Below are 20,075 nucleotides of genomic sequence, written 5' to 3'. Positions count from 1 at the left end.
TTAGTTGTTATACTATAACATCTAATTTTGAACCTTCGATGGACCTTGCCCATGAACGCGTTAACCCTGCCCGACATCGCTGCGCAGGCTTCACGTCAAACCCTGCCCCTCGATTGGGTGGGCATGTGTGGCATCGCAACGCCGGTGTTGATTGACGGTCAGCGTCTCAGTGCAATGGCCGACGCAGGTGTCAGCCTTGATGACGGTGAGGCGCGCGGCATTCACATGTCACGCTTATACCTGGCGCTGGAGTTGCTCGAAGAGACGCCGCTTTCACCAGCGTTATTGCGCCGAATCCTCCAGCAATTTCTCGACAGCCACGAAGGCTTGTCCCACGCAGCATCGCTCAGTGTGCATACCGATCTGCTGCTCAAGCGTCCGGCACTCATCAGCCCGCTGATGGGTTGGAAACGCTACCCGGTGAGCATCGAAGCCCACTTGAAAAACGCAATGTTCCACGTGGAACTGAACATCCAGATTCCCTATTCATCCACCTGCCCCTGTTCGGCCGCACTTGCCCGGCAGTTGGTCCAACAGCAATTCGTCGACGACTTCGCTAACCAGAAACTTGAGCACGCCGAGATCCTGGCCTGGCTAGGTTCATCGAACGGCATTGTTGCCACCCCTCATAGCCAACGCAGTACGGCAACACTGACCCTACGCCTGAACCCCGACACCGACGATTTGCCACTGCAATCTTTCATCAACGAAGCCGAAGCGGCCCTCGGCACCGCTGTGCAGACCGCCGTCAAGCGCGCCGATGAACAAGCATTTGCCCTGGCCAACGGACAAAACCTGATGTTCTGCGAAGACGCCGCACGGCGATTAAGCACGGCCCTGAGGCGGTCACCCGACATCGCTGCCCTGAATGTCCGAGTCGTCCACGCCGAAAGCCTGCACGCCCATGACGCCGTGGCGCAAAGCCGCTGGACCCGGGACGCATCATGATCAACTGCCAAGCGCTGCGCTGGGGCGCCCCCGGACAACCCCTCACGCCGCCGCTCACGATGCAGCGACCGGCCGGTAGTCTCACCGCCATTATCGGTGCCAACGGCTCGGGCAAAAGCAGTCTGTTGAAATTGCTCGCGGGACTGCAACAACCGCTCTCCGGCAAAGTCACCTTGGATGTTCCACGCCGTGGTGGGGTTTCGTTCATGCCCCAGCAGCAACATCTGGATCGGCAATTCCCCATCAGTTTGCAAGAGTTGGTGGCCGCCGGTTCCTGGGGTAATCGACACACGCCAGCCATACGCAGGCAGTTGCTCCAGACCGTACTGGCCGACTGGGCACTGACCGGCCTTGAGCATCGTCCGTTAATGGCGCTGTCTGGAGGCGAGTTGCAACGCGCCCTGCTCGCTCGCCTGAGCCTGGCCGAAGCACCACTGCTGTTGCTCGACGAACCTCACGCCGCCCTCGACGAACAGGGCCAGGCACTGCTGTGGAAACACCTCCATCACTGGCACGCCCAGGGTCGAACCGTCGTGGTGGTATGCCATGATCTGGCAGCGGTCCGCCTACATATCCCCCATACGCTGCTGATCAGCAACACCGGCTGCGTGCTGGGCCGCAGCGTCGACTTGATCGCTCAACAACCCCACACGTGGGTGGCCTGATGCTTGCGGCCACTCATCTCTGGCAACCGTTTCAAGAGTTTGTCTTCATGCGCCGGGCCTTGCTTGGCGGCCTGGTGCTGGCGTGCAGCACGGCGCCGTTGGGCGTGTTCCTGATTCTTCGGCGCATGAGCCTGATTGGTGACGCCGTAGCGCACGGCATTCTGCCTGGCGCCGCCCTCGGCTTCTGGTTTGCCGGGCTGAGCCTGCCGGCCTTGACCGTTGGCGGCCTGGGCGCGGGCTTGAGCATGGCCGGGCTCGCCGCCTGGATTACCCGGCGTACCGGTCTAAGGGAAGACGCCAGCCTCGCGGCGATTTATCCCATTTCCCTGGCGGCCGGCGTGTTGATCCTCGGCATGGCCGGTAAACGCCTGGACTTGCTACACCTGCTCTTCGGCTCAGCCTTGGCGGTGGACGGCCCGACGCTCACCGGCATGCTCTGGGTGTCCGGTGCCAGCCTGTTGGCGATGGCATTGATTTACCGACCGTTGCTGCTCGATACCCTGGACCCACTGTTCCTGCAAACCGTCAGTCGTCTCGGCCCGTTGGCCCACGGCGTATTTCTGACCCTGGTGGTGTTGAACCTGGTGATCGGCTTCCAGGCCATCGGTGCGCTGATGGTGGTCGGCCTGATGATGCTGCCGGCCGCCGCGTCGCGATTCTGGAGCCGTCGCCTGCCGCTGCTGATGTTGATCGCGGCGCTGCTCGGCTGCCTCTCGGTCTGGCTTGGCCTGTTGTTGTCCTTCTATTACTCACTGCCCAGCGGGCCGTCCATCGTGCTGGTGGCAGGCGGGTTTTATCTGCTGTCGGTGGTATTCGGTCCGGTGCACGGCTTGCTGCGCCGCCCGCCTTTGATCACATCCCAATGAGGTGTTTCCCGATGCGCGTACTGCTCGTGCTATTCAGTCTGATGCTGTCCATGTCCCTGTCCGCCGCCGAAAAGCTCCAGGTGGTGACCAGCTTCAGCATCCTCGCCGACATGACCCAACAGGTCGGCGGTGAGCATATCCACATCACCAACATGGTCGGGCCGGACGCCGATGCACACACCTACGAACCCACACCAGACGACGCCAAGGCATTGCTCAAGGCAAAACTGATCATCAAGAACGGACTGGGCTTCGAGCCATGGTTGGATCGCCTGGTGACCAGCACTGAAACCACTGCCCCGGTGATCAGCGCCAGTCGCGGCGTCATCCCGCGCTCACTGGATGAGGATGGCGAGACCATCCCCGACCCGCACGCCTGGCACAACCTGGCGAACGCCGAGCTGTATGTCAGCAACATCACCAAGGCATTGGAAGCGGCCGACCCGGCCAACAAGGCCGACTACGAACGCAACAGCCAGGCGTACCTGAAGAAAATCTATGCGCTGCTCGCCGAAGCCAAGGCCAAGCTCGGTGCATTGCCTGCCGGCAATCGCAAGATCGTGACCTCCCACGATGCATTTGGTTACCTGGGCCAGGCCTATGGCATCGAGTTCATGGCGCCCCAGGGTTTATCCACAGAGCGTGAACCGTCGGCGGCAGAAGTCGCGGCGCTGATTACCCAGATCCGTCAGGCGAAAGTCAAAGCGGTGTTCATGGAAAACATCAAGGATGCGCGCCTGCTCAAGCTGATCGCCGACGAGAGCGGCGCCCACATCGGCGGCACGCTGTACTCCGATGCACTCGCCGCCAGCGGACCGGCCAGCACGTTCACCGGCCTGTTCGAATACAACCTCAATACGCTGTATGAGGCGCTGAGTCGGCCTTGATCGAGCACTTGTGGCAAGGCTTGCCCTGATCGAGCACTTGTGGGAGCAAGGCTTGCCCGCGATGAACGATAACGCGCTTGGCGATTGACCAAGTTGCCCGCATCGCGAGCAAGCTTTGCTCCCACAGGTTCACCAAGAAATTACCTAATTCCGATTCAAGCCCTCGGCTTGACCGTCCCGCACTCCTGCCCCAGCCACACCGCGCGCGTGTCGAGGCTGCCGTTCTGCTGGATGCCGGTGGCATTGAACGTGCCGTTGACCTTGGTGGTGAATTCACGATCGCTCTGGAACGTCGCGATCCCATTACCCTGGGCTTTCGGGCAACTGAAGCGAAACTTCCACTGATTGCCGGTACGCTCGGTGATCTGCTGCTTGCAACCCGATTGCGGATCTTGCAGCGGAATGTCATTGGTTTGCACCTGCGCCGGGGTCAGACAGACGCGAATGCCTTTACCGCCCATGGTGATGCCCTGCTTTTCCAGCATCGCCCGTTGCTCCGGGGTCATCTGGGTTTGCAACTGGCCGAGGATCAATTGCAGGTCCGGCAAGTTCTGGTTATCGACCTTCATGTTGCTGGTGGTCAGTTCCCACAAACCCGGCTGGAGCATCTGCGCCTGAGCCGCCATCGGAACCGCCAAGCCAATTGCCAAGGCCACACCCAGCAGACGAACATTCATTGCATAAACTCCAGAGGACAAGTGGCCGTTAGACGCCGCCCACAGGCTTCGGTTCAAGCCCGGGACGAGTGAATTAAATAGCGACATTCGCCATGGAACATGGTCTGTTAAGCATAGAAACTTCCGGAGCAAGGCTGCCCCATGGATTATTTCGGCCCGCATGTTTTCGGTTACCTGATCGCGCTGCTCCACACCCTGGGTTCCGTCGCCGCCGTCCACGCTGTATTGACGGTGCGCACGGCCCAAGGCTCGATTGCCTGGGCCCTGTCGCTGCTGTTCATTCCCTACCTGACGTTGATTCCTTACCTGGTTTTCGGGCGCAGCACCTTTGATGGCTACATCAAGGCGCGCCGACAAGCCAACGAAGAGATGCGCAAGGCGATCTCCGAGCTGAACTGGCGGCCGTGGGTTGAAGAGGCTTTGACCGCCCGTGCCTCCCAGGCCTACGACTCGCTACGGGCCATGCCCAAGCTGGGGCGCACACCGTGCCTGGCGAACAATCAGGTGCGTTTGCTCGTCAATGGGCAGGCCACGTTCGAGGCAATCTTCCAGGCCATCGATAACGCACGGCAGGCCGTGCTGATTCAATTTTTCATCATCCACGACGACCGCCTCGGCCTACGCCTGCAGACACTGCTTCTGAAAAAAGCCGCCGAAGGCGTGGCGGTGTATCTGCTTTACGACCGCATTGGCAGCCACTCCCTGCCCCACCGCTACGTCCAGGCGCTGCGCGACGGTGGTGTCCACGTCAAAGCCTTCGCCACCCGCAGCGGCTGGCTCAATCGGTTCCAGGTCAACTTTCGCAACCACCGCAAGATCGTGGCGGTGGATGGCGTTCTAGGCTTCGTTGGCGGGCACAACGTGGGCGATGAATACATGGGCGAAAAGCCGCCCCTGGCGCCGTGGCGCGACACCCATGTCGAAGTCTGCGGCCCGGTGGTGGGAAGTATGCAAGAGTCGTTTGCCGAGGACTGGTTCTGGGCGGCCCGTTCGCTGCCACCGCTGATCCTGCCAGACACCTACCCGGACGACGGTGTGCTCTGCCAGTTGCTGACCAGCGGCCCGGCCGATGCCTACGAAACCTGTTCGCTGTTTTTCGTCGAAGCTATCCATGCGGCCAGCGAGCGAGTCTGGATCACAACGCCTTACTTCATCCCTGACGAAGCGGTGTTCGCGGCCTTGCGCCTGGCGGTGCTGCGCGGGGTGGATGTGCGCATCCTGCTGCCCTCGCGGCCAGACCACAAGATCGTCTACGCCGCATCCAGCCTGTATGCGTTTGAAGCGGTGCGGGCCGGTGTGCGGATGTTCCGTTACGCGCCAGGCTTCCTGCATCAGAAAGTGGTGCTGATCGACCGGGAAATCAGCGCCATCGGCAGTGCGAACCTGGACAACCGTTCGTTCCGCCTGAATTTCGAAGTCATGCTGCTCACGGTGGATATCCCGTTCGCCACCGAGGTCGAGCAGATGCTTGAGCAGGACTTCGCCCGAGCCGTGGAAATCGACAAACAGGAAAGCCGGGAGACCCACCGCCTGCAGAAGATCGGCATGCGGATCGCCCGGCTTATTTCCCCGATTCTCTAAGGGGTGTAGATGTCGTCGCGGGTCCAGGGCAACTCATGGCTACCGTCGGCGTGGGCCTTCACCGCCAGGATCTGGTGCAAATTGATCCAGCCCTTGGCGAACGCGTAGGCGCAGCCGGCCAGGTACAGACGCCAGATCCGCAACGCCTGTTCCGGCACTTCCTTCGCGGCGGCCTCGAGATTGTCCTCCAGGCGTTCACTCCAGTGATCGAGCGTGCGCGCGTAATGCAGGCGCAGGCTTTCCACGTCGACGATCTCCAGCCCCGCTTCGCTGATTTCGGCAGAGATCATCGACAGGTGAGGCAGCTCGCCGTTGGGGAATACATACTTCTCGATGAATTCACCGGCGCCACGACCGACCGGACGACCGTCGGTGTGCTTGGCGGTGATGCCATGGTTCATCACCAACCCGCCCTCACGCACCGCGCCGAACAGCGTCTTGCAGTACTGCTCGAGGTTAGCGTGGCCAACATGCTCGAACATGCCGACGCTGACCACTTTGTCGAAGCGACCGTCCTGGGGCAGGTCGCGGTAGTCCAGCAATTGCAAATCGACCAGATCCTCCAGGCCTTCTGCCTTGACCCGTTCCCGAGCCAGTGTCAGCTGCGCCTTGCTCAGGGTAATCCCGAAGACTTTGGCACCAAACTCGCGTGCAGCGTAACGGGCCAGGCCGCCCCACCCACATCCGACATCCAGCAGGTAGTCACCCGGCTGTAATCGCAGCTTGCGGCACAAGTGGCGGAATTTGGCTTGCTGGGCCTGTTCGAGGGTTTCACTGCCCGTCTCGAAATAGGCACAGGAATAGGCCATGTCACTGTCGAGCCACAGCTGATAGAACGCGTTGGAAAGATCGTAGTGATAGGAGATCGCCTGGGCGTCGGTTTCCTTGTCGTGGAGCGATCGCACCGGCAGGTTGTCGGCGTCTTCCTCAATCAATGCCTGGCTCCATTCATCGCAGACACGAATGACTTCGTGGATCGATCCTTCGAGTTCCAGCTTGCCTTCGACGAAGGCCGCTCCTAGCGCATTCAGGCTGGGATGGGTGAATTGCGCGACCATTTGTGGGTCCTTGACCACGATCGTGACACTGGGGTCGTCACCCAGTGAAAATTCATGGCCATCCCAGAGCCGCAGCCGAAGCGGTAGATGCAGATTCTGTAAGGCCGGTGGAAGTTGCGCGAGCATGAAGAATCCCCCATGTTTCAGACGTCTGAAAATGAGGGTAGACCATCATAGAAAAATAGCAGGCTATCGAATTTATAGCCTTTCTCTATCACCGTCCCAAATTCACTCCTTGTGCCGGGTAATGCCAGTATGGGTGCCCTCTCCAACAGAGACTGCAAGGGTGACGCACAGTTCGCCAAGGGTTATCCAACGGCTCCCTTCGCTTGGATTTTCAGGAGTGGCTCCTGGAACCGCAGCAATCGCCCTGCATTACCTAACACTAGCAGGGTACTGAGATTGTGCAGCAGCGCAGCGATCATCGCCCCCGCCGCGCCGAGCCAACCGAAGGCGGCAAAGGCGACGATGGCCAGCGTCCAGCCCAGGCCAATGATCACGTTGACCTGCAACGTGCGCCTGCATTGGCGGCTCAATCGGACGCAGGTGCCGAGGCGTCGCAGGTCGCTGCCGATCAGCACGATGTCTGCCGACGCCAGGGCGATATCTGCGCCGCCGGCGCCCATTGCAACGCCGACCACCCCGGCCTTGAGCGCCAGGGAGTCGTTGATGCCATCGCCCACCACCATGGGGCGGAACCCATGGTCGATTTCGGCCATGACCCGTTTGAGTTTGTCTTCAGGGAGGGCCTGGGCTTGCAGGTCGCCGATGCCGACATCCCGGGCCAGGGTCGTGGCCACGCTCTGGCGGTCGCCGGTCAACAGCAACTGACGTCCCAGGCCCAGCTCGCGCAGCTCGGCCATGGCAACCCGTGCCTCCGGCTTGACGCTGTCGGCCAGCAACAGCCAGGCGAGGAACTGCCCATCCAGGGCCAGACCGGCAATCGGGCCATCGTGCTCCGGGACCGCTGACGTTTGAATGCCCAGCTGTGCAAACAACTCCGGCCGCCCAAGCGCCGCTTCGCCCTGGGCGGTCATCGCGACCACCCCTAAGCCCTGGCGCTCATGGATGTCCGTCAGCGCCACGCAGTCTTCCTGGTCCACCAACCCTGCCAACGCACGACTGACCGGATGACTGCTGGCCGAACCGAGGCTGGCCGCCAAAGGCAGCAGCAACGATGCATGAGCATCCTGGGCATGTTCGATGGATTGCAGGCGCAGGACGCCGTAGGTCAGAGTACCGGTCTTATCGACAACCAACGACGTCAGGTCCGCCAGTTCTTCCAGGAAGGCCGAGCTGCGGATCAGGATCCCGTGGCGCGCCGCCACCGCGATCCCGGCAATGGCGGTGGCCGGCGCCGACAGCACCAACGCACAAGGGCAGGCGGCGACCAATACCGCCAGCATCGCCTGGGCATCGTTGGTCACGAACCAGGTCACCGCCGCCAGCAACAACACCAGTACCAGGTAACTGCCGGCGTAGCGTTCCAGCAAGCGAGTGATGGGTGGCTTGGAGCGTTCGGCGTTTTGCATCAGGGCGATGACCTTGCCCAAGGTGGACTCTTCGCCGGTACGGGTCACTTTCAGGCGCAGCAGGCCATCCAGATTGATCGCACCACCAAAGACTTCAGTGCCGACCACAGCCTCCAACGGCACCGACTCACCCGTGATGGGCGCGGTGTCGAGGCTGGCTTGGCCGGACAACACCCGACCATCAGCCGGCACCCGGTCACCGGCGCGCACCTCAACGACATCGCCGGGCTGGAGCGTTGCATTGTCGACATCGATGATCGAACCGTCGGCCTGCACCTTGCGACCTTGGCTGCGGGTCAGTTGGCCAAGTGCATGGATCGCCTCCTGGGAACCGATGACGCTGCGCTCTTCCAGCACATGCCCGAAGATCATGATGATTGGCAACAACGCCGCCGTCAGCAGATCGCCGGTGGCCCAGGCACCGAGCATCGCCAGGGCGATGAGTTGGTCGGTAATCCCGTGCAGGCTTGGGTAACGCAAGCTGTACCAGGCCGACCGCATCACCGGCACTGCCACCAACAGCGAGGCGAACCCCAACAGCAGTTGGCTGACACCGCTCTGCTCCGGCGACCAACCGCGCCATACCAGGCCCAATGCGAGCAAGCCGAGGGCGAGCATCGCCAAGGTCAGTTGCCGGGCGGCGATGCGTTGTTCCGTCGAGGACAACATCGGTGCAACGCTGGTTTGGGCGGTCATTGTCCGGCTCCCTGGATGATCAGGTGGGAATCGTCTTTCGGATCGACCGTGGTCACTGAACCGGCCTGGCGAAGGATGGCAGGCATGCGTTCGCGATACAGACGCAGCAGCATTTGCGGATCGCTGCCTTGGGTCTTCGCCAAGCCGAGCACCGTGGCCGTGTCGGCCGAAGCCTTGGCGAGTCGTTCGCTGGCCTGGGCATGGGCGACTTGCACGGCGCGGTCGGCATCTTGGCGAGCGGCCTGGGTGAGTTTTTCCGCTTCAGTCCGGGCGTTGGCCACGGCTTTATCGGCCTGCTGGCTGGCCGTCAGCACCGCGTTGAAGGCACTCACCGCCGGCCCCGGTAAACTCGATTGCACATCGACCCGCACCACTTCGATCCCCAACCCCTGCCCCGTCGCCGCCAAGTCAGCCAGGCGTCGGTTAAGCCCCTGGACCAGATCGCCACGCAAGCGTTCGCGACGCTCGGCCGCCTGGTTGTCGCTGCCCATCAGTTCGGGGCGAGCCACCAGAATGGTGTCCAGATCCCGGGCTGCGGTCAGGGCCACGGCACTGCGGGTCGCCAACCGGTCCAGTGCCGGTAGGACATGTTCACCTTGCAAGACGAAGGAATAAGGGTCGGTGACTTTGTAGAACACCCGCACATCCAGTTGCACCACGCCGGCATCACCGGTCAATAAATAACCAGTGCCGGCCAACGCATCGCTGGCCGGGGTGGCGAAGCTGGCGACACGATCAGCCTGCAAGGCCGCATCCGAGCGCAGCAGATTTTCCACCCGCCGCTCAAGCACCCGATCCGCAGCGGGCAGCAAGACCACTTGTTCCACAGGACGAGGCCACGCCAACAAAAGGCCGGCATTCTGGATGCGATCCAAGGCGCCAAAGTGCAGCACCACCGCACGATTCTGCGGATCGATCTGCCGCACGTTGGAAAAGACCCAGGCCAACGCCGCCAACACCGTGACGGCGTAAAGCGCCAGAAACGCCAGGCGCCCGGCCTGGATCCACGGGCTGGATAACTCGTTTGTTCCACGTGGAACCAAACTCATGGTTGTGTTCCACCTTTGCCTTCCACGGAACCAGGGCCGTCCACCAGGACACGGAATGGCGCCGCATCGGTGCGCAAAATCAGCTTGGTACCTGGGCTGACAATGGTGCCCAAGGTGTCCAGCGAACGGAGCAGGTTGTAGAGCTGCGGAGAGCCAGCGTATGCCCGGCCGTAGATCTCGGCTGCTTCTACCCGCGACTGCGCTTCGATATCCGCAGCTTTCACCGTGGCATCGGCTTGCAGGACTCGCGCATCACGTTCTGCGGCGGAGCGAATCTGCGCCGCTTCGCGCTTGCCGATGGCGGTGCGTTCGGTGGCGATGGTCTCACGCTCGGCGCGCATGCGATCCACCGTCGCCGTCAGCGTCACCGAGGGCAAGGTCAGGCGCTCAACGCCAACTTGCAACACGCGCACGCCATAAGTGGTGAGCAACTGTTGATCGATCTGCTGACGCAGCTGAGCTTCGAAATCGGCGATGCGCACTTGGCTGGCGTCGGTGTTGACCAGGTTCGCCAGGTCAAAACTGGCGGCGGTGGTTTCCAGCGCCGAGCCGACGAAGGTGCGAATCTGCCGTGCGGCTTCGTCCGGTTGGTTCTGCACCGCGCGCATGAAGCGCTGTACGTTGTCCGGGTCACCCTGTACCTGCCACGCCACGTAGGCCTGGACGATGATCCGCAGCCCGTCACGAGTACCGACATCCTGCAGGCCGCTGGAGGTGGTGCGCAATCGCAGGTCCACCGGGATCGCTGCCTCGAACGGCGCCGGCCAGCGCCAACCCAAGCCAGGTTGCAGCAGCACCCGCGCCGGATTGCCGAAACGGGTGATGACCGTGGCCTCCCCCGAGCGCACTTGCACCAGGCTGGCCGCTGCAACGGCAAACGCCACCAGCAACACCGCCCAACCCATCCGCCGCCACGGGAACGGACCGGCTTGCTGCGGATCGCCATGATGGTGGTGATGATGCCCATGGTGATGACCGGCATGACCGTGATCGTGACCAGCGTGGTCGTGGTGATCGTGTGTAGAGGACTGGCTCAATGGGCAGCTCCTGGCGGGACAGGGTTACGCGGCGACGCAGGGTCTGCCGGCAGCGTGAAGGTACGCAAGTCGATGGTCGGCGCGTTGCCGCTGCCGCCCAGGCGATGGTCGAGAATCAGCAACCGGGCATTGGTGAGGCCCTGGCTGAGTTGGCCCAGGTAATGCTCCAGCACAAAAGCGTGCCCCGCCGTGGCGTAGGCTTTGCGGTCGGCATTGAAGCGCAGGTCGGCGGCCTGGGCGGTCGCGTTGATTTCCCGGGCGGTGGCCGTAGCCTGGTCATGGGCGACGCTGGCTTGCAATTGCGCCTGGTTGGTCTGTTCCGCCGCCGCGCCGCGCTCTCGAGCGATCAATGCCTGCGCGCCAATCTGCGCCGCCTGCACGCCGTGGTAGGCATTGGCCGCACCGGCCGGTGGATGAATCGCCTCCACAACCGTCGCCAGGATTTCCACACCGCTGTCGAGCGATTGCAAATCAGCCTGGACGGCGCGACCGATTTCGTCGGCGAGGCTGACACGGTCCGCGCCCAGCAAACCGTCCAGCGTGCGGGACGCAAACTCATGCACCAGGATGCGGCTGGCGGTGCTGCGGATCAGCGTCGGCACATCCGCGCTGTTGTAGGTCGCCGCCAACGCCGCAGCGTCGGTCAGGCCGATACGGTAGACAAAGCGCACGTCCATGTTGACGATCTGGAAGCTCTGCTGGTCGGCACGACGACTGGCAATGACCTGGGACTTGTCGTTCACATGGCTGGCGTCCCACAACCGATTGGCGATTGCCGGCGCCGGTCCCTCCGCCGGTTCAGCCTCGACCACGGCCCGACTCTCCGCGACGCTGGTCGCCAGTTCATGCACAACACCATTCTCGACGTTCAGCACCCTGCCCCACGGCCAAGGCAACGCGACATGCAAGCCCGGGCCGAACACCTCCACCGGTTTGCCAAAGCGCTCATAGATGCCACGTCCCTGCAGCGGCACTTCATGCACGCCCGTCAACAACCAGCCCACCAGCGACACCAGCGCCAACACCGGCAAAAAAGCCCGGCGCATGTAGCTGAAGGCCCAGATCTGCCGCAGGTCGATACCAAAACGGTTGTGCAGTTCATGCTGCAGGGCCAGCAACGGTTGCGGCGGCCAGCGCAGCAGATCGGCGATGACACTGCGGCCCAGCAGCGTCGGTTCCAGGGCGTCCCGGCGCGGGATGAATAACGACAGCACCGCGCGCAGCAAAAACTCGGCCGCCACCACGCCCGGCAACAGCCCCATCAGCACGGCCAGGCGCATCGGCCAGATGGACGTTTCTGCGGCGAACAACAAGCACAAAGCGCCGAGCACCAGCACGATGATTGCCACCCGCGTCAGTTGCGCCAGCGGCGGCGCTTCCGGCCATTCCACCGGAGATTGCTGGGCCAATTGCCGCTCGAACACCAATAACCCGAACGCCAACAACAACGACAACACCGCCCCCACACTGGCCGAGACACCGAGGGCGGCAGCCGGCAGTTGCAAATTCCAGGCTTGCTCCAGGCCCAGCAATACCAGCACTGACCACCCGACCAACCACAACGCAGGCGCACCGATCTGTTTCAGCAGGCCGACCCCGCGAGCGCCCATTCGCTCCAGCAGCCGCTCATACCAACCCAGGTTATCAACAGGCTCGTTTTCCGCAGGCAGGTTATCCACAGCTGGCAGCAGCGCCCTGCTACGCCATTGCGTGACCCACCAGGCCGATTGCAAACCCACCACCAGCACCAAGAGTCCCGCGCCTTGGCTGACCAGCAAAACCGGCCATAGCGACTGTGGCGAAAACACCCCGATAAAAAACGCCAGCACCAGGCCCAAACCCGCCACGCTTCCCAGGGCGAAAGCAATCTGCTTCAAACGGCGCCCTTGAAACAACGCGCGCTGAAAACGCGGCCATTCGGCCACCTGTGCCCCCTCGACATCAAGATCGACTTGCATACCACCCCAGCACTCGTGGCGATCAAAATCCGGGGCCGTGGCCAGGCGCCACCGACGCTCCGTTATATGCCGTTACCTTATAACGATTCCTGTGAAATTTCCGTTTTGAATTCTTCATGCCAAGGCCCACGCTGGCCGCTTGACTTAAGCCTTGACCGAAATCTCTGGAAACGCTCATATTACGAGCATAATTTTTTTATCAAGCCAAGCGGGAGAACAGCAATGAGCAACTACGACGTGATCATTCTGGGCGGCGGCCCCGGCGGGTATAACGCGGCGATTCGGGCCGGGCAGTTGGGGTTGAAAGCCGCCTGTGTCGAAGGCCGAGCCACCCTGGGCGGCACCTGCCTGAATGTCGGCTGTATGCCCTCCAAGGCCTTGCTGCATGCCTCGGAACTGTACGAAGCCGCCACGGGAGCGGAATTCGCCAATCTGGGCATTGAAGTCAGCCCCACCCTCAACCTTGCGCAGATGATGAAGCAGAAGGACGAAAGCGTGGCTGGCCTGACCAAGGGCATCGAGTTTCTGTTTCGCAAGAACAAGGTCGACTGGATCAAAGGCTGGGGCCACATCGACGGGCCCGGCAAGGTGACCGTTACCGGCGACGATGGCGCCAGGACCGAACTCAGCGCCAAGGACATCGTCATCGCCACCGGCTCGGAACCCATGCCGCTGCCAGGCGTGACCATCGATAACCAACGCATCCTCGACTCCACCGGCGCCTTGTCCCTGAGTGAAGTGCCCCGGCATCTGGTGGTGATCGGCGCTGGCGTCATCGGCCTTGAACTGGGTTCGGTCTGGCGGCGCCTGGGGGCCCAGGTGACCGTGGTGGAATACCTCGATCGCATCTGCCCGGGGGTAGATGGCGAGGCCGGCAAGACCCTGCAACGGGCCCTGAGTAAACAGGGCATCCAGTTCAAGTTGAGTTCGAAGGTCACCGGAGCCATTCCCTCGGCCAACGGCGTGCAATTGCAGATCGAACCGGCGGCGGGCGGCGAAGCACAGACCCTGGACGCCGATTACGTGCTGGTCGCCATCGGTCGTCGGCCTTACACGCAAGGGTTGGGGCTGGAGAACGTCGGGCTGAGCCCTGACAAACGCGGCATGCTCGCCAACCAGCATCACCGGACCGAAGCGCCCGGCGTCTGGGTCATCGGTGATGTGACGTCCGGACCGATGCTGGCCCACAAGGCCGAAGACGAAGCCATGGTCTGCATCGAACAGATCGCCGGCAAGGCTGCCGAGGTCAACTATGCGCTGATTCCCAGCGTCATCTACACCCGTCCGGAACTGGCCAGCGTCGGCAAGACCGAGGAACAACTCAAGGCCGAAGGCCGTGCCTACAAGGTCGGCAAGTTCCCCTTCACCGCCAACAGCCGAGCCAAGATCAACCACGAGACCGAAGGGTTCGCCAAGGTCCTGGCCGATGAACGCACCGATGAGATCCTTGGTGTGCACCTGGTAGGCCCGAGCGTCAGTGAGATGATCGGTGAATACTGCGTGGCCATGGAGTTCAGCGCCTCAGCCGAGGACATCGCCCTGACCTGCCACCCACACCCTACCCGCTCGGAGGCGTTACGCCAGGCGGCGATGAATGTGGAGGGGATGGCGACGCAGATGTAGGAACAACGCAAAGCTGGAAGGAACACTGTTTGGTCCGGGGGCATGGTTAACCTGTGGCGAGGGGATTTATCCCCGTTGGGCTGCGCAGCAGCCCCCCAAAACCAGGCAACTCGGTATGCCAGGAAGATTGAGTTAACTGCTTTTGGGGCTGCTGCGCAGCCCAGCGGGGATAAATCCCCTCGCCACAAAGGCCACCATGACCTCGGTCCAAACAACTGTGTTCGGCTGGCCGTTAGCTTAGCTGGTCGACATCCGTGCCTTGCGCCGGCGCCGGCTGATCAGCCCCAACGCCACCGCTACCAGCAGCACGGCCCCGCTCACCTCCAGCCAAACCTTGTAAGGTCGCAACGTCGAACGAATCGGGTCCAAGGCCTGCGTCACATAGCGTTTGTTCGCCTTGCTGAAGTCCGGTTCCTGGCATTGATGACCGAAATCGCCGGCCCAATCCACATACGGACCGTCCTTCACATAGCGTTGATACAGCGCGCTTTGTTCCTCAAGGCTGGAGTTGTACCCCACCCCTTTGCACAGCACCGCCGCAAAGGCCTGGCTGGTATGCGGCAAATGATCCGCCGCCTGGCTCGCCAGCGCCGTGGCGACAAACCGATAGTGATAACGCACCTCAGGCTGCGCCGCGCTGGCCTGCTGGCGTTGCACTTCGCCTTCGGCCACCAGCGGCCCGACCTTCAGTTCAACCGGTTCCAGGCTGTAGTTGCCGCCCAGGCTGGCGTAATCCGGCGCCATCTCATAGCCGAGCAACTCCATGCCCCATTTGCGCGCCATCCAGGACGCATTGAAATACGCCTCGGCCCGTCGGGTTGGCCACCATTTGGACTCCGCGTCCTGGCGCAATTGCCCATAGGCGCGGGCCTTGTTCTGCAGGTCCGCGTTATCGAAATAAGCCGGTGCCTCATCAAAGCGCCCTTCTCTCAACAACCTACGACCCAGCAGATTGCGCAGGCTCGCAGCCACCGGCAGCGGCACGTAGTTGTCCCGATCCTCCTGGCTCAACGCCGGTGGCGCCGGGACCTGGGCGTCGACGTACTGCTTGAGCTCATCCACCGTGAGCACACGCTCGGCGACGGCGGCAGCGTCGTACCAATAGTTGCTCTGGCCGCGATAGAGCTGATCGAAAGCTTGCAGGTAATCGCCGCGCTGCAGGGCCAGGATCGCGCTTTCACCTTCGACACGGCACTTGGGTTGCACCGACTCGTAGTTCCAATCCGGTGTGCGCCGGTTGCCCCAGGATTCATCGTTCGGAAAGGCCTGGGCGGCCTTGGCATAAGCCGCCGCCGCGGTCACTTTGTCGCCGTCGCGCAAGGCCAGCTTGGCACGCACCCACCAGGCCAGGCCGGTGTCGGAAGCCTTTTGCACAAAAGCCTGGGCGCTGGCGTAATCGCCGTGCTGGTAACTCACCGCCGCCAAACGGTCGGCGTCGTCCAGGTTGTCCCGGGCGCTGGCCTGCAACAGTTCGAACAGCCTTTTCTCGCCAGAGGGTTCTTCACCGTCCCACCAGCCGACGCGGCTGAGCAGGTAGGCGGTGACCAATCGCTGCACTGCCTTAGTCTTGAGCAGTTCGCTCAAGCGCGCATCCGGCTGGACGCTCAAATCACCGGCCAGTTGCAACAACGAGCTGTAGCCCACCGGGGAGCCTTGCAGGTTCTGGATCGCATACAGGCCGATGGCACTGTCCCAGTCGTCAGCGGTGTAGGCCACCCGGGCTTCTTCGCCAAGGCTGGCGATGCCCAGTTCCAGCGGATCGCTGAAGCCGGCAATGCTCAACTCGCGGGCCTGGCGAAACGCTGCTCGCGCCTGGTCCTGCAAAACCACAGGGTCGCCGCTGCCGGCCTCGGTGCTCACGGCGAACAAGGCCCGCCCCAGGGAGTACGCGGCCCAGGTGCTGCGCAACCGACGTTGGTCGGCCGGTAACGCCAGCAACTGCTGGAACGCGTCCACGGCACGCTGATGCTCGCCGACGTTAAAAGCCGCCGCGCCAATCGCATACAGGCGCAGTTCATCAGGCAGATTGGCCGCTTCGGTTGCCACCTGGTCGACATCGGTCAGGGCCCGCAGGCGCTCCACCACCGCTTGCTGCGGCGGGGTCAGGCCGATCTGCTCAGCCTTGTTGCGTTGTTCAACGTAGGAAGGCAGGTCGTCATAGCTGTAGTCCGGGTTACGCGTTGCCTCGGTGGCCGGCTTGAGCCCGGCAATCGCCTGGCCGAGGCGGCTGACCTCAAAGCGAAAGCTGCCTTCGGGCAATTCGGCCAGCGACTGGGCGCGGTTATCCAGCAGACGCATCGGGAAATCCGGCCCGCAGGCCAGCGCCGGGCCCAGCGGCAGGCAAAGGCTCAGGCACAGTAGGTGACGAGGCCACTTACGGGTAAACATTGAAACCTCCTTGGTCAATTTTCGTACAGCGCGCCCAGCCGATTGCCCGTTGGCTGCCAGCAGCCAAGCGGCCTTCCTGAATGCGGGTGAAGGTAAGCAGTCCGGGGGTTTGTTGCAACGTATAACCGGCCAGGGCATCGACGCCGTCACACGCGCCAACAGCCAGCGTCAGTCGCTGGGGCCAGGGGCTGTCGAGATTGCCCTGGTTAACCAGGCGGATATCGTACAAACCACCCTGCTCTCCCCACTGCAACGCCAGGCGACTGGCCAGGTTATCGCCCCGGGCGACGGCGCCGAGCGTGGTCAGGCTCCACGCCCTTCGGTCGCCGGCCAGCGGCAGGCGAAACCAGATCAGCCCCGCGAGATGTTGCGGCGGATCGGCACGCAAATCTGCCGCAAGCCCGGCCACTTGTTGCGGATCGGCCAGCAACTCCCGCCGCTCGCCACCGCGATCGATCGGCACTTCGCTTTCCACCACCGGAACGCCACTCTCCTGGGTCAGCAGCGCCACGCCGTACGCCGGCAGGGCCAGATAAAACGGCCGTGTGGTGACGTCGCTCCAGCGTTGCGCCCAGTGCCGGGCCTGTTTCGGATCGAACAAGCCCTGCCGTGGATCGCTCACCGCATGGACCTGCAGCACGCTGCTGTCCACCGTTTCCAACAACCCGGGCAATGCTGGGCTGTCGAGCCAGGCCGGTAGCGCCGTGATGCTCAGCCGCAGGTTGGCGGGCAGGACTTGCCGCAGTTGGCCGAGGAATGTTCCGTAGGCCGGCAACCGTGCATTGCCAGCATCATGGTCGATCTCCACACCTACCGGGGTCAGGCCTTGGGCTTGCCAATCGCTCAGCACCTGCTGGATTTGCGCGATCACCTCGTCCTGGTCCAAAGCCTTGAGCTGACCGTCCAGGCGAATCACAGCGATCAGCGGACGGCCGTCAGCCTTGAGCAAGGCCGGATTGATCCGCGCACGGCTCCAGCCCGCCCCGGGAAAAGCCTGCAACGCCAGCACCCGCAGCATGGAAAAATCGCCCTGGCTTTGGCGCAGCGCCAGCGCGTGGGCCGGGGTCCATTGGCGTTGCCAGATATAGAGCTGCTGATCGAGGGCCGGGGCCGGGGATTGTTCGCAGCCCCCCAAGAGCAACACGACGAGGGCCAGGGAGAGCCGGAAAAGAAAAGTCATGGAGCCTCACCACCCATCAAAGCCCGGCAGATTACCGCCACTTGGGGTCGAAGCGGAAATGGTGCAGAGGGGATTTGATCCTACTGTGGGAGCAAAGCTTGCTCGCGAAACAGACGCCTCGATCTATGAAGGACCGCAGTGCCTTCATCGCGGGCAAGCCTTGCTCCCACAGTGAAGATAAATCCCCTCGCCACCGGGCTCCGTGTCAGGCGTGCTTTTGCAACCCGACAACCGTACGCGGCATGCCCACGAACCCGGGCAAGGCTTCGATCCGCGCCAGCCAGGCCCGTACATTGGCATAGTCGTCCAACGACACATTGCCTTCCGGTGCGTGGGCGATGTAGCTGTAGCCGGCGATGTCCGCAACGGTTGCAGCGTCACCCGCCAGATAAGCACGGCTGCTCAATTCCTGATCAATGACTTTCAGCACGTTGTGAGAACGGGCAATCACGTCCTCGGCGTTGTAGGCCGCACCAAACACCGTGATCAGCCGCGCCGTGGCCGGCCCCGCATGGATCGGCCCGGCCGCCGCCGACAGCCAGCGCTGCACCCGGGCGGCACCGATCGGATCGGTCGGCAGCCAGCGGCCCTTGCCGTATTTGTGCGCCAGGTACACCAGGATCGCGTTGGAGTCCGCCAGCACGACGCCGTCATCGTCAATGACCGGCACCTGGCCAAACGCATTGAGCGCCAGGAAGTCCGCCTGTTTGTGCGCGCCCTTGGCCAAGTCGACGAAGACTTCTTCGACAGGCAGCCCGAGCAACGAAAGCATCAGTTGAACGCGATGGGAATGGCCGGAAAGCGGGAAGTGATAGTGCTTGATAGGGTTCATGGTCGACTCCGCTGCAAGTGACGCCATCAGCACAACGGCGTCGATGGGGTCATCTTCCGCCCCAGGCAAAAACAAGAGAATCACCCAGAAATGCAATCCATTGTTTCAGCCAGAGAAACAATGCTTCAGCCGCTCAAGGCCGGATGTTCGCGCAATGCACTGACGATGAAATCGACAAAACTGCGGACCCGCGCCGGCGCATTGCGCCCGCCCTGATACACCACATGGATCGGCAGAGGCGGCAATTCGAAATCGGCCAGGACGATTTCCAATTCCCCGGCCGCCACGTTGCCTGCCACTTGGTAAGACAGGACACGCGTCATCCCCAGCCCCTGGCAGGCCGCCGTGATCGCGGCCTGGTTGGCCGTCACCACCAGCCGAGGCACGGGCCGGACGGCCAACGGTTGGCCTGAATCGATGAAGGTCCAGCTTTTGACCTGGCCAATGGCCGACGACGCCACCACAGGTATTCGCTCCAAGTCCTCCGGATGCCGGGGCCGCCCGTGGCGCGCGAAGAAATCCGGGGCGCCGCACACCACCCGCCGCACTTCACCGACACGCACAGCGTGCAGGTTGCTGTCCGGCAGCTCGCCAATGCGCAAGGCAACATCGATGCCCTCCTCCACCAGGCTGACCGTACGATCCAACAACAAGGCGTTGATGCTGACCTCGGGGAACCGGTGCAAGTAATCCACCAGCAGCGGCGTGACGAATAACTGACCGAACAGCACCGGTGCGGTAATCGTCAATTGCCCACGGGGCTGGACGTGGCTGCCGGCCGCCGAATCCTCGGCTTCCTGCAAATCGCTCAGGATCCGGCGACAGTCCTCGAGAAAGCGCTGGCCGGCTTCGCTCAGGTACACATTGCGAGTGGAGCGCACCAACAACGGCGTGCCGATGCGTTGCTCCAACGCTGCCACCGCCCGCGTGACGCTGGCCGCCGACATCCCCAAGCGCCGCGCTGCTGCCGAAAACCCCGACTCCTGGGCCACGGCAAGGAAAACCTGCATTTCCTGGAACCTGTCCATCCATCCCCCGATGAGAAATCCTGATACAAGTTTTCTGCGCGTCTCAAAGCAGCGCTACGCGGCCATTGTA

At 62.6% G+C, this 20,075-nt stretch carries 16 protein-coding genes; 6 read left to right on the top strand and 10 right to left on the bottom strand.

The features are described 5' to 3' along the window. Window positions 1–51: 51 nt before the first annotated feature. Genes folE2 through AD662_RS06900 form a run of 4 tightly spaced genes read left to right on the top strand, consistent with a single transcriptional unit; the run spans window position 52 to window position 3,366 of the window. Window positions 52–948, top strand: a complete 897-nt coding sequence (gene folE2 / locus AD662_RS06915) for a GTP cyclohydrolase FolE2 (protein ID WP_053186232.1) — start codon at window positions 52–54, stop codon at window positions 946–948. Continuing rightward, a complete protein-coding gene (locus AD662_RS06910) occupies window positions 945–1,613 on the top strand; it encodes a metal ABC transporter ATP-binding protein (RefSeq protein WP_053186230.1) in 669 nt (222 codons plus the stop codon). The genes folE2 and AD662_RS06910 overlap by 4 nt, the downstream gene beginning before the upstream one ends. Continuing rightward, entirely contained in the window at window positions 1,613–2,479 is an 867-nt protein-coding gene (locus tag AD662_RS06905; RefSeq protein WP_053187271.1) for a metal ABC transporter permease, read from the top strand. Before AD662_RS06910 ends, AD662_RS06905 begins: the two co-directional genes overlap by 1 nt. Window positions 2,480–2,490: 11 nt before the next feature. Continuing rightward, window positions 2,491–3,366: a metal ABC transporter substrate-binding protein gene (locus AD662_RS06900; protein ID WP_053186227.1), complete on the top strand. Its 876-nt coding sequence runs from the start codon at window positions 2,491–2,493 to the stop codon at window positions 3,364–3,366. Window positions 3,367–3,521: 155 nt separating this feature from the next. Here AD662_RS06900 and AD662_RS06895 read toward each other — a convergent pair whose 3' ends face one another. After that, window positions 3,522–4,043, bottom strand: coding sequence for a DUF3617 domain-containing protein (locus tag AD662_RS06895; RefSeq protein ID WP_053186224.1), 522 nt, complete (start codon window positions 4,041–4,043; stop codon window positions 3,522–3,524). Window positions 4,044–4,184: 141 nt separating this feature from the next. Here AD662_RS06895 and cls point away from each other — a divergent pair, with 141 nt between their 5' ends. After that, complete coding sequence (cls, locus tag AD662_RS06890) at window positions 4,185–5,624, top strand: cardiolipin synthase (RefSeq protein WP_018613888.1); 1,440 nt, start codon at window positions 4,185–4,187, stop codon at window positions 5,622–5,624. Here cls and cfaB read toward each other — a convergent pair. The 5 genes from cfaB to AD662_RS06865 form a co-directional block, all read right to left on the bottom strand. Continuing rightward, window positions 5,621–6,808: a C17 cyclopropane fatty acid synthase CfaB gene (gene cfaB, locus AD662_RS06885; protein ID WP_053186221.1), complete on the bottom strand. Its 1,188-nt coding sequence runs from the start codon at window positions 6,806–6,808 to the stop codon at window positions 5,621–5,623. The two genes, cls and cfaB, sit on opposite strands and share 4 nt — an antisense overlap. Before the next feature lie 182 nt (window positions 6,809–6,990). Further along, window positions 6,991–8,910 (bottom strand): heavy metal translocating P-type ATPase, encoded by a 1,920-nt coding sequence (locus AD662_RS06880; protein ID WP_053186218.1) that lies wholly within the window; start codon window positions 8,908–8,910, stop codon window positions 6,991–6,993. After that, window positions 8,907–9,959: a protease modulator HflK gene (gene hflK / locus AD662_RS06875; RefSeq protein WP_053186215.1), complete on the bottom strand. Its 1,053-nt coding sequence runs from the start codon at window positions 9,957–9,959 to the stop codon at window positions 8,907–8,909. Before hflK ends, AD662_RS06880 begins: the two co-directional genes overlap by 4 nt. Further along, a complete protein-coding gene (gene hflC / locus AD662_RS06870; protein WP_053186213.1) occupies window positions 9,956–10,996 on the bottom strand; it encodes a protease modulator HflC in 1,041 nt (346 codons plus the stop codon). Before hflC ends, hflK begins: the two co-directional genes overlap by 4 nt. Next, window positions 10,993–12,954 carry a protease modulator HflK gene (locus AD662_RS06865; RefSeq protein ID WP_053186210.1) on the bottom strand — a complete coding sequence of 654 codons (1,962 nt, stop codon included), beginning with the start codon at window positions 12,952–12,954 and terminating at the stop codon, window positions 10,993–10,995. The genes hflC and AD662_RS06865 overlap by 4 nt, the downstream gene beginning before the upstream one ends. 222 nt (window positions 12,955–13,176) lie before the next feature. On the opposite strand from AD662_RS06865, the gene lpdA reads away from it, so the two are divergent. Next, on the top strand, window positions 13,177–14,577 hold the full coding sequence (lpdA, locus tag AD662_RS06860; protein WP_053186207.1) for a dihydrolipoyl dehydrogenase: 1,401 nt from the start codon (window positions 13,177–13,179) through the stop codon (window positions 14,575–14,577). Window positions 14,578–14,814: 237 nt separating this feature from the next. Here lpdA and AD662_RS06855 read toward each other — a convergent pair whose 3' ends face one another. The 4 genes from AD662_RS06855 to AD662_RS06840 all read right to left on the bottom strand — a co-directional run bounded on the left by AD662_RS06855 (window position 14,815) and on the right by AD662_RS06840 (window position 20,005). After that, window positions 14,815–16,965 (bottom strand): hypothetical protein, encoded by a 2,151-nt coding sequence (locus AD662_RS06855; RefSeq protein WP_053186203.1) that lies wholly within the window; start codon window positions 16,963–16,965, stop codon window positions 14,815–14,817. Continuing rightward, complete coding sequence (locus AD662_RS06850) at window positions 16,952–18,145, bottom strand: DUF3142 domain-containing protein (RefSeq protein ID WP_053186201.1); 1,194 nt, start codon at window positions 18,143–18,145, stop codon at window positions 16,952–16,954. Before AD662_RS06850 ends, AD662_RS06855 begins: the two co-directional genes overlap by 14 nt. A 205-nt stretch (window positions 18,146–18,350) precedes the next feature. After that, entirely contained in the window at window positions 18,351–18,977 is a 627-nt protein-coding gene (locus AD662_RS06845) for a glutathione S-transferase family protein (protein WP_033062948.1), read from the bottom strand. Between the two features lie 125 nt (window positions 18,978–19,102). Then, window positions 19,103–20,005: a LysR family transcriptional regulator gene (locus AD662_RS06840; protein WP_053186199.1), complete on the bottom strand. Its 903-nt coding sequence runs from the start codon at window positions 20,003–20,005 to the stop codon at window positions 19,103–19,105. Window positions 20,006–20,075 lie beyond the last annotated feature (70 nt).

Source organism: Pseudomonas kilonensis (assembly GCF_001269885.1).
Lineage (GTDB): Bacteria > Pseudomonadota > Gammaproteobacteria > Pseudomonadales > Pseudomonadaceae > Aquipseudomonas > Aquipseudomonas kilonensis.
The sequence above is the reverse complement of the archived record's forward strand: the minus strand, read 5'-3'. Positions and strand labels throughout refer to the sequence as shown.

Bases quoted from the DNA above. Each gene is read 5' to 3' on its own strand.
- AD662_RS06895 (WP_053186224.1), bottom strand. From the start codon at position 4,043: ATGAATGTTCGTCTGCTGGGTGTGGCCTTGGCAATTGGCTTGGCGGTT.
- AD662_RS06865 (WP_053186210.1), bottom strand. From the start codon at position 12,954: ATGCAAGTCGATCTTGATGTCGAGGGGGCACAGGTGGCCGAATGGCCG.
- AD662_RS06855 (WP_053186203.1), bottom strand. From the start codon at position 16,965: ATGTTTACCCGTAAGTGGCCTCGTCACCTACTGTGCCTGAGCCTTTGC.
- AD662_RS06905 (WP_053187271.1), top strand. From the start codon at position 1,613: ATGCTTGCGGCCACTCATCTCTGGCAACCGTTTCAAGAGTTTGTCTTC.
- AD662_RS06900 (WP_053186227.1), top strand. From the start codon at position 2,491: ATGCGCGTACTGCTCGTGCTATTCAGTCTGATGCTGTCCATGTCCCTG.
- lpdA (WP_053186207.1), top strand. From the start codon at position 13,177: ATGAGCAACTACGACGTGATCATTCTGGGCGGCGGCCCCGGCGGGTAT.
- cfaB (WP_053186221.1), bottom strand. From the start codon at position 6,808: ATGCTCGCGCAACTTCCACCGGCCTTACAGAATCTGCATCTACCGCTT.
- AD662_RS06840 (WP_053186199.1), bottom strand. From the start codon at position 20,005: ATGGACAGGTTCCAGGAAATGCAGGTTTTCCTTGCCGTGGCCCAGGAG.
- folE2 (WP_053186232.1), top strand. From the start codon at position 52: ATGAACGCGTTAACCCTGCCCGACATCGCTGCGCAGGCTTCACGTCAA.
- hflK (WP_053186215.1), bottom strand. From the start codon at position 9,959: ATGAGTTTGGTTCCACGTGGAACAAACGAGTTATCCAGCCCGTGGATC.
- AD662_RS06880 (WP_053186218.1), bottom strand. From the start codon at position 8,910: ATGACCGCCCAAACCAGCGTTGCACCGATGTTGTCCTCGACGGAACAA.
- cls (WP_018613888.1), top strand. From the start codon at position 4,185: ATGGATTATTTCGGCCCGCATGTTTTCGGTTACCTGATCGCGCTGCTC.
- AD662_RS06910 (WP_053186230.1), top strand. From the start codon at position 945: ATGATCAACTGCCAAGCGCTGCGCTGGGGCGCCCCCGGACAACCCCTC.
- AD662_RS06850 (WP_053186201.1), bottom strand. From the start codon at position 18,145: ATGACTTTTCTTTTCCGGCTCTCCCTGGCCCTCGTCGTGTTGCTCTTG.
- AD662_RS06845 (WP_033062948.1), bottom strand. From the start codon at position 18,977: ATGAACCCTATCAAGCACTATCACTTCCCGCTTTCCGGCCATTCCCAT.